Here is a 14,690-nt window from a genome sequence, read left to right as displayed (position 1 = left end):
CGTATCAACTGGACTTTTCGGGCTGATCACCCGGCTTCCGGGTCGCCCTTCGTGTACGTCAGGCGTTCGACGGCACCCGGCTGGAAGTTCTCCTCGATCTTCTTGCCGTTGACGAAGAGGTCGATCGCACCGGCGTCGCCGAGGACGAGGTGGACCTTCGAGCTGTCCTGGAAGGTCTTGGTGTCGCCCTGCTTGAGGACGCCGTCGAAGATCATCCGGCCGTTGTGGTCCTTGGCGGCGATCCAGCTCCGGCCGTCGGCGGCGGCCACCCGGACCGTCACCTTGTCCTGCGGGGCGGCCGCGATGGCACTGTCGGACGGCTCGGGCTTGGGGTCGGCCGGCTTCTTGGTCTTGGTGGTCGGGGAGGCGGAGTCGCTGGGCGTGGAGCCGTCGGCCACGTTCGCCTCGCTGCCGCTGTCGTCGCCCTGGAACATCGTGAAGCCGACGAACCCGATCACGGCGACGATGGCGGCGACCATGGCCGCGGTCCAGTTGGGGCCACGCCGCTCGGGACGGATGCGTTCCGCTTCGAAGAGGGGAGCCGCCGGTGTGGGCGCCGGACGGCCGCCGTGCTCGTCGCCGTACTGGGCGAGCAGCGGCTCGGGGTCGAGGTGGACGGCCTTGGCCAGGGTCCGGATGTGCCCTCGGGCGTAGACGTCCCCACCGCAGGGGGAGAAGTCGTCCGCCTCGATGGCGTGCACGATGTTCATGCGGACCCGGGTGGCGCTACTGACGTCGTCGACGGTCAGCCCGGCGGCGATACGAGCCTGCTGCAGGGCACGGCCGATGGAGGGGCGGGCTTCCTCGCGGTCTGCTTCGACGTGCTCGTTTTCGAACGGACGCTCGTCTTCAGGGGAGTTGCCGATGGACACGGGGGCGCCTTTCGAGCGTGTAGCCGCCTGTGCTGGAAGTTCAGTCTAGGGGGGTACCAAAAGGGTGGGGCAACCGGGCGGTGTCACTTTGTACGCCATCGGAATGGCCCGACATTCCGATGGTGGGGTCGCTGGTTGTCGCTTCGCTCAACTTGACGTACGCCGAAGGGAAACGGTTGCTCGACGATCCCTTACGGGTGAGTCACGATCCGGACACTCGTTTGCCGTAACACTCCGCGAGACGATCACCGTGCCCGCTTCCCTACCCTTCAGACTCCCCCCGGATCAGGGCGAGCACGCCATCCAGCTCATCAGGCTTCACAAGAACGTCACGAGCCTTCGAACCCTCGCTCGGCCCGACGATGTTCCGCGACTCCATCAGGTCCATCAGCCGGCCGGCCTTGGCGAAGCCGACGCGCAGCTTGCGCTGGAGCATGGACGTGGACCCGAACTGCGTGGAGACGACCAGTTCCGCCGCCTGGCACAGCAGGTCGAGGTCGTCGCCGATGTCCTCGTCGATCTCCTTCTTCTGCTTGGTGCCCACCACGACGTCGTCCCGGAAGACCGGCGTCATCTGGTCCTTGCAGTGCCGGACGACGCCCGCGATCTCCTCCTCGGTGACGAAGGCGCCCTGCATACGGGTGGGCTTGTTGGCCCCCATGGGCAGGAACAGCCCGTCGCCCTTGCCGATGAGCTTCTCGGCGCCGGGCTGGTCGAGGATGACCCGCGAGTCGGCCAGCGAGGACGTGGCGAAGGCCAGCCGCGACGGGACGTTCGCCTTGATCAGACCGGTGACGACGTCCACCGAAGGCCGCTGCGTGGCGAGCACCAGATGGATGCCGGCCGCGCGCGCGAGCTGTGTGATGCGCACGATCGCGTCCTCGACGTCCCGGGGCGCGACCATCATCAGGTCGGCGAGCTCGTCGACGATGACCAGCAGGTAGGGGTAGGGCTGGAGCTCGCGCTCGCTGCCCTCGGGCGGCTTGACCTTGCCCTCGCGCACGGCCTTGTTGAAGTCGTCGATGTGCCGGTAGCCGTAGGCGGCCAGGTCGTCGTAGCGCAGGTCCATCTCGCGGACGACCCACTGGAGCGCCTCGGCGGCCCGCTTGGGGTTGGTGATGATCGGCGTGATCAGATGCGGGATGCCCTCGTAGGCGGTCAGCTCGACCCGCTTGGGGTCGACCAGGATCATCCGTACGTCCTCGGGGGTCGCCCGCATCATGACCGAGGTGATCAGGCAGTTGATGCAGGACGACTTTCCGGAGCCGGTGGCGCCGGCGACCAGCATGTGCGGCATCTTCGCCAGCGAGTGCATGACGTAGCCGCCCTCGACGTCCTTGCCGAAGGCGACCAGCATCGGGTCGTCGTCCTCGGCGGACTCGGCGAGACGCAGGACGTCGCCGAGGTTGACCATCTCCCGGTCGGTGTTGGGGATCTCGATGCCGACCGCGGACTTGCCGGGGATCGGGCTGATGATCCGCACGTCCGGGCTGGCGACGGCGTAGGCGATGTTCTTGGTCAGCGCGGTGATCCGCTCGACCTTCACGGCGGGGCCGAGCTCGACCTCGTAACGCGTGACCGTCGGCCCGCGGGTGAAGCCGGTGACACCGGCGTCCACCTTGAACTCGGTGAAGACCGTCGTCAGCGACTCGACGATGAGGTCGTTGGCGGCGCTGCGGGCCTTGCCCGGGCCGCCGCGCTCCAGCAGGTCGAGCGAGGGCAGGGAGTACGTGATGTCGCCCGACAGCTGGAGCTGCTCCGCGCGCGGGGGGAGGTCGCGGGGCTCGGCGGGCGGGGACTTGGTGAGGTCGCGGACCCCGGGCTTCGGCTTGGGCGCCTCGGGCACGTCCTGCTCGGGCCGGTCCTGCTTGAGTTTGTCCTGCTGCGGCCGGGCCGACGGGACGGGCGTCGGTGTGGTCACCTCCTGGTCCCCCACCCGTACGCCCTGGGTGAGGTCGGCGACGATCGGGGAGGGCGGCATGCCGTGCAGCACGGCACCGTCGAGGGCGGCGGCCGCCGCCGCGGCGACGTCCACGGCGTCCCTGCGCCGGTCCATGTCGGGCTGCGGCACCGCCGAGCGGCGAGGGCGGCCACGGCGCCGGGTGAGCGCCTCCTCCTCGGCACGGTCCGGGTCGTACGCCTCGGGCGCCGGCGTGCGCCTGCCGCGCGGGCGCGCGGGCAGCGCCTCGCGCCACTGCTCCTCGTAGCGCTCGTCGTCCTCGGCGAAACCGAACTCGTCCTCGGCCGGGTCGCGCAGGATCCCCAGCCGCACCCCGAGCTGCCGCAGCCGCTGCGGGATGGCGTTGACCGGCGTGGCCGTGACGACGAGCAACCCGAAGACCGTCAGCAGCACCAGCAGCGGCACGGCCAGCACGTCGCCCATGGTGTACGACAGCGGCGTGGCCATGGCCCAGCCGATGAGGCCACCGGCGTCCCTTATGGCCTGCATGCCGTCGCCGCGCGCGGGTGAGCCGCACGCGATGTGGACCTGGCCGAGCACGCCGATGACGAGCGCGGACAGGCCGATGACGATGCGTCCGTTGGCCTCGGGCTTCTCCGGGTGGCGGATGAACCGCACGGCGATGACGGCGAGCAGTATCGGCACGAGCAGGTCGAGCCGGCCGAAGGCGCCGGTCACCAGGATCTCGACGAGGTCGCCCACGGGCCCCTTGAGGTCGGCCCAGGTGCCCGCGGCGACGATCAGTGCGATGCCGAGCAGCAGCAGGGCGACACCGTCCTTGCGGTGGGCCGGGTCGAGGTTCTTGGCGCCCTGCCCTATGCCGCGGAACACGGCGCCGACCGCGTGCGCCACGCCGAGCCACACGGCGCGCACCAGCCGGTAGATGCCACCGGTGGGGCTGGGGGCCGGTTTGGGCGCGACCTTTTTGGCCGCGGCCTTCCGGGCGGGCGCCTTCTTCGCGGGAGCCTTCTTGGCGGCGGCCTTCTTCGCCGGAGCCTTCGCGGCCGCCTTCTTGGAGGGCGGTGGCTTCTTGGCTGCGGAGGGACGTGAGGCCATGGGTGTGAGGTTACCGGTGGAGGCGACAGGGGACACGCGTGTGCACGGCTTCACCCGTTCGTGTCGCTTCGGGAGAGGCACGAAACTGACGCGCGCTCATGGACGGGCAACCCCGCCTGTGCGGGGGTCAGTTCTGCGAGGACACCGAGGACGTGCTCCCGGTGCCCGGCTCCAGCGCGTCCAGCGCCCGCCGCAACCCCGTCAGCTTGCGCTCCAGATGAGCCGCCGTGGCCACCGCGGCGGCGTCCGTCGACTCGTCGTTGAGCTGCTTGGTCAGCGCTTCGGCCTGCTCCTCGACGGCCGCGAGCCGCGCGGACAGCTCCGCGAGCAGCCCGGCCGACTCCTTGGCCTCGCCGCCCGCGTCCTTGCCGTTGCCCTCCAACTGGAGCCGCAGCAGCGACGCCTGCTCCCTCAGCTGGCAGTTCTTCATGTACAGCTCGACGAAGACCGAGACCTTCGCGCGCAGCACCCACGGGTCGAACGGCTTGGAGATGTAGTCGACCGCGCCCGCCGCGTATCCCCGGAAGGTGTGGTGCGGGCCGTGGTTGATCGCCGTGAGGAAGATGATCGGGATGTCCCGGGTCCGCTCGCGGCGCTTGATGTGCGCGGCCGTCTCGAAGCCGTCCATGCCCGGCATCTGCACATCCAGCAGGATGACCGCGAAGTCGTCCGTGAGCAGCGCTTTGAGCGCTTCCTCCCCGGACGATGCCCGCACCAGCGTCTGATCGAGCGCGGAGAGGATCGCCTCCAGCGCCAGCAGATTCTCCGGCCGGTCATCGACCAGGAGGATCTTGGCCTTCTGCACCATGGCCCGCCCTCCTCGCCCCGGCGTGGGGCCTCCCCTGTCCGCAGGACCTGTGGAAGCACCGGTGGGTGCCACCCCAGGGGACGACTCCCTTGCGCCGCCCGTCCTTGTGCCGGTCATCGTAGCCGCACCCTGCCCGTCGCCACACCCTGTCACCGCGATGTCACTGTGCACGTAGCAGAAACGCAGCAGGAGACCAGAAGGTTCCCCAGATCTTGTACTTCTACACGACTATGCGCACACCGAGTCGGCAACTGCGCGTGAACACCGAACCTTCCCGTCATGGTCGCGCAACTGGCCAACGTTCCCCTCATTCCCCTCGCATCCACTGATCCATCACCGTCAGCAGGTGATCGGGGTCGACCGGCTTGGTCACATAGTCGGAAGCGCCCGATTCGATCGCCTTCTCGCGGTCGCCCTTCATCGCCTTCGCCGTCAGCGCGATGATCGGCAGCCCGGCGAACTGCGGCATCCTGCGGATCGCCGTGGTCGTCGCGTACCCGTCCATCTCGGGCATCATGATGTCCATCAGCACGACCGCCACGTCGTCGTGCTGCTCCAGGACCTCGATCCCCTCACGGCCGTTCTCGGCGTACAGCACGGACAGGCCGTGCTGCTCCAGGACGCTGGTCAGGGCGAAGACGTTACGGATGTCGTCGTCCACGATCAGGACCTTCTGGCCACCGAACCGGATGCCGCGGGCCGGCCGCGGCGCCGGCTGCTGCTCGGCCGGGGTCCACTGCTCCAGCTGCGCGGGGGGCGGCGGCAGCTCGGGCATCCTGCGGCGCCGCCGGAACAGGGCGGCGGGCCCGTTCTGCGTCTCGCGGTACGAGGTCACCTCGGCCGGCGTCTCGACCTCCGCGTCCGACAGCGCGGACGCCTCGGACGCCGACGCCACCAGGTCCCCCGCCTCCAGGCTCGGCAGCTGCTGCTGGTAGCCCTGCGGCGGCAGTTCACTCGGGTGCAGCGGCAGGTACAGCGTGAACGTCGAGCCACGGCTGGGTTCACTCTGCGCGAAGATCTCACCGCCGAGGAGCTGCGCGATCTCCCGCGAGATGGACAGTCCGAGGCCCGTACCGCCGTACTTGCGGCTGGTGGTGCCGTCGGCCTGCTTGAACGCCTCGAAGATCACCCGCATCTTGCTGGACGCGATGCCGATGCCCGTGTCGGTCACGGAGAACGCGATCAGCTCGGCGTCCGGATCGGTCAGCGACCCGGTCTCCAGCAACTGCTCCCGGATCTTCTGCGGAACATCGTCCCGCGCCGGCCTGATGACCAGCTCCACCGAACCCGAGTCGGTGAACTTCACCGCGTTCGACAGCAGGTTGCGCAGCACCTGCAGCAGCCGCTGCTCGTCGGTGTGCAGCGTCGCGGGCAGCTCCGGCGAGACCCGCACCGACAAGTCCAGGCCCTTCTCCGCGGTCAGCGGCCGGAAGGTGGCCTCCACGTAGTCCACGAGCTGGACCAGCGCGATCCGCGTCGGGGAGACGTCCATCTTGCCCGCCTCGACCTTCGACAGGTCCAGGATGTCGTTGATGAGCTGGAGCAGGTCCGACCCGGCCCCATGGATCGTCTCGGCGAACTCGACCTGCTTCGGGGAGAGGTTCCCCTCGGCGTTGTCGGCGAGCAGCTTGGCCAGGATCAGCAGCGAGTTGAGCGGCGTACGCAACTCGTGCGACATGTTCGCCAGGAACTCGCTCTTGTAGCGCATCGACACCGCGAGCTGCTCGGCGCGCTCCTCCAGGACCTGCCGCGCCTCCTCGATCTCGGTGTTCTTCACCTCGATGTCGCGGTTCTGCTGGGCCAGCAGCTCGGCCTTCTCCTCCAGTTCGGCGTTGGACGCCTGGAGGGCCTTCTGCCGCTGCTCCAACTCCGCCGAGCGCTCCCGAAGCTGCTCGGTCAGCTCCTGCGACTGCGCCAGCAGCAGCTCGGTCTTGGTGTTGACCGAGATGGTGTTGACGCTCGTCGCGATCATCTCGGCGATCTGGTTCAGGAAGTCCTTCTGGATCTGCGTGAACGGCGTGAACGACGCCAGCTCGATGACACCGAGGACACTGCCCTCGAACAGCACCGGCAGCACGATCACCTGCGCGGGCGGCGCCTCGCCCAGCCCCGAGGAGATCTTCAGATAGCCGCTCGGCGCGTTCTCCACCAGGATCGTGCGCTTCTCCTCGGCAGCCGTCCCGACCAGCGCCTCACCCGGCTGGAACGACGTCGGCATGGAGCCCATCGAGTAGCCGTAACTGCCGAGCATCCGCAGCTCGTACTGGTCCTCGTCCGTGGCACTCATGTCCTCGCCGTCGACGAGCGGCATCGCCACGAAGAACGCACCGTGCTGCGCGGAGACGACCGGAGTCAGCTCGCTCATGATCAGCGACGCCACGTCCTCCAGGTCGCGGCGGCCCTGCATCAGCGCCGAGATCCGGGCCAGGTTGCCCTTGAGCCAGTCCTGCTCCTTGTTGGCGATCGTGGTGTCGCGCAGATTGGCGATCATCTTGTTGATGTAGTCCTGGAGTTCCTGGATCTCCCCGGACGCGTCCACGTCGATCTTCAGGTTGAGATCGCCACGCGTCACCGCGGTCGCCACGCGCGCGATGGCCCGCACCTGCCGGGTGAGGTTCCCGGCCATCTCGTTCACCGACTCGGTCAGGTCCCGCCAGGTGCCGTCCACGTCACGCACGCGTGCCTGGCCGCCGAGCTGCCCTTCGGTACCCACCTCGCGGGCGACCCGGGTGACCTCCTCCGCGAAGGACGACAGCTGGTCGACCATCGTGTTGATGGTCGTCTTCAGCTCCAGGATCTCGCCGCGCGCATCGATGTCGATCTTCTTCGTCAGATCACCCTTGGCGATGGCCGTGGTCACCATGGCGATGTTGCGCACCTGGCCGGTCAGGTTGGACGCCATCTGGTTCACGGACTCGGTGAGGTCCTTCCACGTGCCGGCCACACCGGGCACATGCGCCTGACCGCCGAGGATGCCGTCCGTGCCCACCTCACGGGCCACCTTGGTGACCTGCTCGGCGAACGAACTCAGCGTCTTCACCATCGTGTTGATGGTGTCGGCGAGCTGCGCGACCTCACCGCGCGCCTCGATCGTGACCTGGCGCGTCAGATCACCGTTGGCGACCGCCGCCGAGACCTGGGAGATGTTCCGCACCTGGGTGGTGAGGTTCTTCGCCATCAGGTTGACGTTGTCGCTCAGGTCCTTCCAGATGCCCGTGACACCCGGCACGTGCGCCTGGCCGCCCAGGATGCCCTCGGTGCCCACCTCACGGGCCACCCGGGTCACCTGCTCGGCGAAGGACGACAGCTGGTCCACCATCGTGTTGACCGTCGTGACCAGTTCGAGGATCTCGCCCTTGGCGTCGACCGTGATCTTCTTCGACAGATCACCCCGGGCCACCGCCGTCGTGACCTCGGCGATGTTGCGCACCTGGATGGTCAGGTTGTTGGCCATGCCGTTCACGGACTGGGTGAGGTCCTTCCAGGTGCCGGAGACGCCCTGCACCTCGGCCTGGCCGCCCAGGATGCCTTCCGTACCCACCTCGCGGGCCACCCGCGTGACCTCTTCGGCGAACGACGACAGCTGGTCCACCATCGTGTTCAGGGTGTTCTTCAGCTCCAGGATCTCCCCGCGCGCGTCCACGGTGATCTTCTGGGACAGGTCACCCCGGGCCACCGCCGTGGCCACCTGGGCGATGTTGCGCACCTGGCCGGTCAGGTTGGACGCCATGCCGTTCACGGAGTCCGTCAGGTCACGCCACACACCGGCCACACCCGGCACCTGCGCCTGACCGCCCAGCCGGCCGTCCGTGCCCACCTCGCGCGCGACCCGGGTCACCTGGTCGGCGAAGGCCGAGAGCTGGTCGACCATCGTGTTGATGGTGTTCTTCAGCTCCAGGATCTCGCCGCGCGCGTCCACGTCGATCTTCTGCGACAGGTCACCCCGGGCCACCGCCGTCGTCACCTGCGCGATGTTGCGCACCTGGGAAGTGAGGTTCCCGGCCATCGAGTTGACGGAGTCGGTGAGCTCCTTCCAGGTGCCCGAGACACCGTCCACCCGGGCCTGCCCGCCCAGCCGGCCCTCCGTGCCCACGTCCCGGGCCATCCGCGTCACCTGGTCGGCGAAGCTCGACAGCTGGTCCACCATCGTGTTCACGGTGTTCTTCAGCTTGAGCATCTCACCGGAGACGTCGACGGTGACCTTCTGCGAGAGGTCGCCGTTGGCCACCGCCGTCGTCACCTGGGCGATGTTCCTCACCTGTCCGGTGAGGTTCCGGAACGCCGTGTTGACGGAGTCCGTCAGGTCCTTCCACGTGCCCGCCGCGCCCGGCACCTGCGCCTGACCGCCCAGCTCACCCTCGACACCGATCTCCCGCGCCACACGCGTCACTTCGGCACCGAAGGCGGACAGCTGGTCGACCATCGTGTTGACGGTGTTCTTCAGCTCCAGCATCTCGCCGGCCACGTCGACCGTGACCTTCTGCGACAGATCGCCATTGGCCACCGCCGTCGTCACCGCGGCGATGTCCCGCACCTGAGTGGTCAGGTTCCGGAAGACCGTGTTCACCGAATCGGTGAGGTCCTTCCACGTCCCCGCGGCGCCCGGCACGTTCGCCTGACCGCCAAGACGCCCCTCGGCCCCGACCTCGTTGGCCACCCGCGTGACCTCGTCCGCGAAGATCCGCAGCGTCTCGGTCATCTGGTTGATCGTCTCGGCGAGCTGCGCGACCTCGCCACGCGCCGGGACGGTCACCTTCCGTGACAGATCACCGTTGGCGACCGCGGTCGTCACCTCCGCGATCCCGCGCACCTGGGCCGTGAGGTTACCGGCCATGGTGTTCACCGAATCGGTGAGTTCCTTCCACACACCGTCGACCCCGGGAACCTGCGCCTGACCGCCCAGCGCGCCCTCGGTGCCCACCTCACGGGCCACCCGGGTCACCTCCGAGGAGAACGCGGACAGCTGGTCCACCATCGTGTTGACGGTGTTCTTCAGCTCCAGCATCTCGCCGGCCACCTGCACCGTGACCTTGCGCGACAGGTCACCCTTGGCGACCGCCGTCGTCACCAGCGCGATGTCCCTCACCTGGGCGGTCAGCCGGTACGCCATCGTGTTGACGGAGTCCGTCAGATCACGCCACGAACCCGACATGCCCCGCACCCGGGCCTGCCCGCCCAGCTTGCCCTCGGTGCCCACCTCACTGGCCACCCGCGTGACCTCGTCGGTGAACGTCGACAGCTGATCGACCAGGTTGTTGACCGTCCGCCCGACCTTCAGGAACTCACCCCGCAGCGGCTGACTGTTCCCGTCCGCCACCTGCGTCCGCAGCTCCATCCGCGGCGACAGATCACCCTCCGCCACCGCGGACAGCACCCGGCCGACCTCGGAAACCGGCCGCACCAGGTCGTCCACCAGGGCGTTCGAGTTGTCGATCGCCGTCGCCCAGGAGCCTTCACAGGCACCCGTCTCGAGACGCTCGGTGAGCTTGCCCTCACGGCCCACCATCCGCCGCACCCGCGACAGCTCACCCGTCAGATGCAGATTGCGGTCGGCCACCTCGTTGAAGACCGCCGCGATCTCGGCCATCACGCCGTCACCGGACACCGTCAGCCGCTTGCGGAAATTCCCGTCCCGCATCGACACCAGGGCCGCCATCAGCCGGTTCAGGGCCGCCGTGTCCACCTCGGTCGTGCCGCTACGCACCTTGCCCTGGTTGATCGGGGACTGTCCGCCTTTCGCGCGCGCCTTCTTGCCGCGCGTCGCTGCGCCAGACTCCACTGTGTCCCTCCCGCAGGGGTCGACCGTCACTGCTGTGCTCGGGTACCACGCTCGGCGTACCAGTTACTACTGCGTATTCTCTGCCCTGCATACCAGGCCGTCTCCAGGGGGCTGCTGCCCAAGGTCGGCATCGGGCACACAGCCTGCCCGGACCTTCACAGGAAGCTTGCCCAGTGTTTCACCCTGCCCGAACCAGGCCATAACAGTTCGGCAGCTTCGCACATCGTCCGCACACCCTCCGGACGGAAACACTGCAGACCGGCATCCGCTCGGACCGCGAAGGTAAGTAACCTTGCATCCGGCTGTCCAGCCGCGCCGGTCCGTCCGGCCTGGGCGGTGGCACGAAGACGAGCGGGCATCGGAGGGGCGGCCGCACACATGACCACCGGACTGATCCCTGGGGGACAGCCCCCGGACCCCCGGCCGACGGACGCCCTGCCGCAACAGCGGCGCGAGCCGGCCGGCCCCGCAGCCCAGCACGTCGAGAACCGGTCGAGGAGTTCTGTGATCACCGCGCGCGCGGCCGCCAGTTTCGAGCCCGTCGGCCGATCGGTCGCGAGCGCCCGCTCCTTCGTCCGTGACACCCTCCAGGGCTGGGGCTTCGCCGACATCGTCGACGACGCCGTCGTTCTCACCAGCGAACTCGTGACCAACGCCGTCGTCCACGCCGGCACCTCCGCCGACGTACTGTGCCTGCGCAGCGACGAGGGCGCGCGTATCGAGGTGGCCGACCGCTACCCCGAACGCGAGATCCCCCTTCAGGCCACCGCCATCAACATGGGCAGCCCCGACCGCGAGGGCGGTCGCGGCCTCCAGCTGTGCGCGGCCCTCGCCGGCCGCTGGGGCGTCGAGTACACCCCCACCCACAAGACCGTCTGGTTCCAACTGGAGCTGCCCGCACGCGCGGTGGGCACCCGCGCGGCCGGACCGGCCCTGCCCTCCGAGCTCCTCCCCCTCGCCGACGGCCGGGTCCGCGTGGCCGTCGTCCAGATCGACCGCACCGGCCACATCACCGCCTGGAACGAGGACGCCGAGGAACTCTTCGGCTACCCGGCCGAGCAGGTCACCGGCAAGCCCCTCACCGACCTCGCCGCCTGGCCGCACACCCCCGGCACCAGCACCGGCATCGCCGAGGCCCTGCGCCTCTCCCGCTGGGAGGGCAGCTACGGCATCCGCACCTCCACCGGCCGCGTCACCCCCGTCTACGCCTCCCACCTGCGCGTTCGCGACACCGGCGGCGAGCCGTCAACCGTCTGCCTCCTCGTACGGGACCACGAACGGGCAGTTCTGCAGACGCCACTGCGCGGGCCCGCCTCCGACACCTCGACCGGCTCCGAGGGCCAGAGCACCGACCCCTTCGAGGTCTTCATCGGCTCCCCCGCCCCGGACGACCTCGACGGCCTCCTGCAGCGCACGGTCGAACGCGCCCGCGACATGCTCGACGGCGACTCGGCGTTCCTCCTGCTGGCCACCGACGACGAGACGGAACTGGAGGTTCGCGCCTCCACCGGCCTGCCCTCCGCCCGCCAGCGCTTCGCCCGCGTCCCCGTCGAGGCCGGCCCCGGCCGCTACGGCTCGGCCCGCATGCCCGCCGTCCACGACGACCTCACCGCCGTCCCCGGCGCGGTCCCGCTCCTGAACGGCACGGGCATGCGCTCCGTCGTCACGGTCCCCCTCAAGGTGGAAGGCCGCCTCACCGGCTCGCTCGGCGTCGCCGCCGAGTCCCCCGCCAGATACTCCAACGAAGAAGCCCTGCGCCTGCAGTTCGCCGCCGACCGCATCGCCCTCGCCGTCGAATCGGCCCGCCTGGGCGAACTGGAGCGCCTGCGCCGCGGCTCCCTCAGCTTCCTCGTCGAGGCCTCCGACCTTCTGGCCGGCACCCTGGACCGCGATCAGACCCTGGCTCTGATGGCCCAGATGACGGTCCCGACCCTCGCCACCTGGTGCGCCGTCTACACGATCGCCGACCAGGCTTCCGAGCCCTACCTCTCCTACGTCCTGCACGAGGACGAGGAACTCATCGACGGCATCAAGTCCCTGCTGTCGAAGGTTCCCCCGCCGGACCCGGTCCCCACCCCCGGCGCCCGCGTCTGGACGGCCCCCGGCGAGGTGGCCCACCAGGCGGCCCTGCGCAGTTCCATGCGCAGTCTCGGCCTCAGCGGCAGCCCGACCCGCCAGGTCACCCCCGGCATCGGCCCCACTCTCGCCACCGCCTCCGCCGTCGGGGGCGAGACGGTCGTCCTGCCCCTGGTCGCCCGCAACCGCGTCATCGGCATGCTCACCCTCGGCAAGCCCACTGACGAGCACTTCCGCCAGGAGATCCTGGAACTGGCCGAGGACCTCTCCCGCCGAGCGGCCCTGGCCCTGGACAACGCCCGCCTCTACTCGGAGCGCACGGCGATCAGCCAGTCCCTCCAGCGCAGCCTCCTGCCCCCGGGGCTCCCCGAGATCGACGGCGTGGAGGTCGACGTCATCTACCGCGCGGCCGGCGAGGGCAACGAGGTCGGCGGCGACTTCTACGACGTCTTCCCGATCAGCGACGGCGCGTACGGCTTCGCCATCGGCGACGTCTGCGGTACGGGCCCGAACGCCGCCGCCGTCACCGGCCTCGCCCGGCACGCCCTGCGCCTCCTGGCCCGCGAGGGCCTGAGCGGACCGGCCGTCCTGGAGCGCCTGAACTCCGCGATCCTCGACGAGGGAGCCCGCAGCCGCTTCCTCACGCTCCTCTACGGCGAACTGCGCCCCCAGGAGGACGGCAGCGCCGAGCTGAAGGTGGTCTGCGCCGGCCATCCGCTCCCGCTTCGGCTGCGTCAGGACGGCTCGGTCGAACCGGCCGCGGAGCCCCAGCCGCTCCTCGGCGTCATCGAGGACCTGGAGCTGTACGAGCAGACCGTCACCCTTGACCCGGGCGATGTCCTGCTGTGCGTCACGGATGGTGTGACCGAACGCCGGGAGGGCGCCCGCATGCTGGGCGACGACGGCCTCGCCGATGTCCTGACGACCTGCACGGGTCTGACGGCCGGGGCGGTCGCGGCCCGCATCATGCGCGCGGTGGAACGCTTCGCGTCGGACGCCCCGTCGGACGACATGGCGATCCTGGCGATGCGTGTCCCGGGTCTCCACAAGGACTAGGCGAAAAGGGCAGGGAAACGCGAAAGGCCCCACCCGTGAGGGTGGGGCCTTTTCGGTCTGAGCCCCCAAGCGGAATCGAACCGCTGACCTTCTCCTTACCATGGAGACGCTCTACCGACTGAGCTATAGGGGCCTGTTGCTTTTGCGAGGTCTCCCCTCGCGGCAACGGAATAGATCATACCCCGAACAGACCCGTGCTCCCAACCGCGTCAGAAGGCGGGCTGGAGAAGCCCTCCGAGGGCGTTGCAGGCGGACACGATCCGCTGCATGTCCCGCCTCGTCAACGACGCGTCCACGGGCAGCGCGAGCGTCTCGTCGGAAGCGCGCTCGGTCTCCGGAAGCGAAACACACCGCCGGAATTCGGGCAGCCGGTGCACGGGAGTCTTCACCGGCACCCGGCACCCAACTCCCTTGGCACGCACGGCCCGCGCGAAGGCATCCCGATCGGGTCGCCCATTGCCCGGCACCCGCACGACGTACTGCTGATAGCTGTGCCCGTCACCGTCGTCCGGCGTCCGCACACCCCGCAGCTTCATATCGAGATAGACCGCGCGTTCCCGCCGCTGGGCCACCTCGTCGTACGGCGCCTCGGACTCCCCCTGCTCCAGCACCAGCAGTCCGTGCCGCTGCCCCACGGCATGCAGCCGCCCGAGATCGGCGAGCCGACCGAAGCGGTGCACGACGACGACGGCCGCCGTCCGCGAGGTGACCGCAGCTTCCACGGCAGCGGGATCGAGGCAGTAGGTGGCGGGGTCGATGTCGGCGAACACCGGCAGCGCCCCGGCCATGGCCACGGCCTCGGCGACCTCGACGTTCCCGAAGGCCGGCACGACGACCTCGTCACCGAGTCCCACACCGGCGGCCCTGAGCATTGCAGCAGTACTCATACCGTGGATGCTCGGTGCGCAACGTTAACGTCAAGTGACGCACAACAAAAAAGGGTTGGACCCGAAACCGAAGTTTCGGGTCCAACCCTTTCAATGATTGCTCGGCGGCGTCCTACTCTCCCACAGGGTCCCCCCTGCAGTACCATCGGCGCTGTAAGGCTTAGCTTCCGGGTTCGGAATGTAACCGGGCGTTTCC

6 protein-coding genes, 1 tRNA gene and 1 rRNA gene are annotated in these 14,690 nt (G+C 69.2%); 1 reads left to right on the top strand and 7 read right to left on the bottom strand.

The features are described from left to right. Nucleotides 1-26: 26 nt before the first annotated feature. The 4 genes from ACFZDE_RS32895 to ACFZDE_RS32880 form a co-directional block, all read right to left on the bottom strand. A complete protein-coding gene (locus tag ACFZDE_RS32895; protein ID WP_390994913.1) occupies nt 27-872 on the bottom strand; it encodes a RodZ domain-containing protein in 846 nt (281 codons plus the stop codon). Between the two features lie 262 nt (nt 873-1,134). Then, a complete protein-coding gene (locus ACFZDE_RS32890) occupies nt 1,135-3,888 on the bottom strand; it encodes a DNA translocase FtsK (RefSeq protein WP_391206214.1) in 2,754 nt (917 codons plus the stop codon). A 127-nt stretch (nt 3,889-4,015) separates the two neighbouring features. Then, on the bottom strand, nt 4,016-4,696 hold the full coding sequence (locus ACFZDE_RS32885; RefSeq protein WP_030853408.1) for a two-component system response regulator: 681 nt from the start codon (nt 4,694-4,696) through the stop codon (nt 4,016-4,018). 307 nt (nt 4,697-5,003) lie between these two features. Beyond that, nucleotides 5,004-10,475 carry a HAMP domain-containing protein gene (locus tag ACFZDE_RS32880; RefSeq protein ID WP_391206211.1) on the bottom strand — a complete coding sequence of 1,824 codons (5,472 nt, stop codon included), beginning with the start codon at nt 10,473-10,475 and terminating at the stop codon, nt 5,004-5,006. A gap of 378 nt (nt 10,476-10,853) precedes the next feature. On the opposite strand from ACFZDE_RS32880, the gene ACFZDE_RS32875 reads away from it, so the two are divergent. Continuing rightward, nucleotides 10,854-13,607 (top strand): SpoIIE family protein phosphatase, encoded by a 2,754-nt coding sequence (locus ACFZDE_RS32875; RefSeq protein WP_391206207.1) that lies wholly within the window; start codon nt 10,854-10,856, stop codon nt 13,605-13,607. 60 nt (nt 13,608-13,667) lie between these two features. Here ACFZDE_RS32875 and ACFZDE_RS32870 read toward each other — a convergent pair. The 3 genes from ACFZDE_RS32870 to rrf all read right to left on the bottom strand — a co-directional run. Then, nucleotides 13,668-13,740, bottom strand: a tRNA-Thr gene (locus ACFZDE_RS32870). 76 nt (nt 13,741-13,816) lie between these two features. Next, nucleotides 13,817-14,479 carry a DegT/DnrJ/EryC1/StrS family aminotransferase gene (locus ACFZDE_RS32865; protein ID WP_391206642.1) on the bottom strand — a complete coding sequence of 221 codons (663 nt, stop codon included), beginning with the start codon at nt 14,477-14,479 and terminating at the stop codon, nt 13,817-13,819. A 114-nt stretch (nt 14,480-14,593) separates the two neighbouring features. Beyond that, a 5S ribosomal RNA gene (rrf, locus tag ACFZDE_RS32860) occupies nt 14,594-14,690 on the bottom strand; the annotation flags it as partial.

Origin of the sequence: Streptomyces sp. NPDC007929 (genome assembly GCF_042959065.1) — a bacterium.
GTDB lineage: Bacteria > Actinomycetota > Actinomycetes > Streptomycetales > Streptomycetaceae > Streptomyces.
This window is presented reverse-complemented; position numbering and strand designations above follow the sequence as displayed.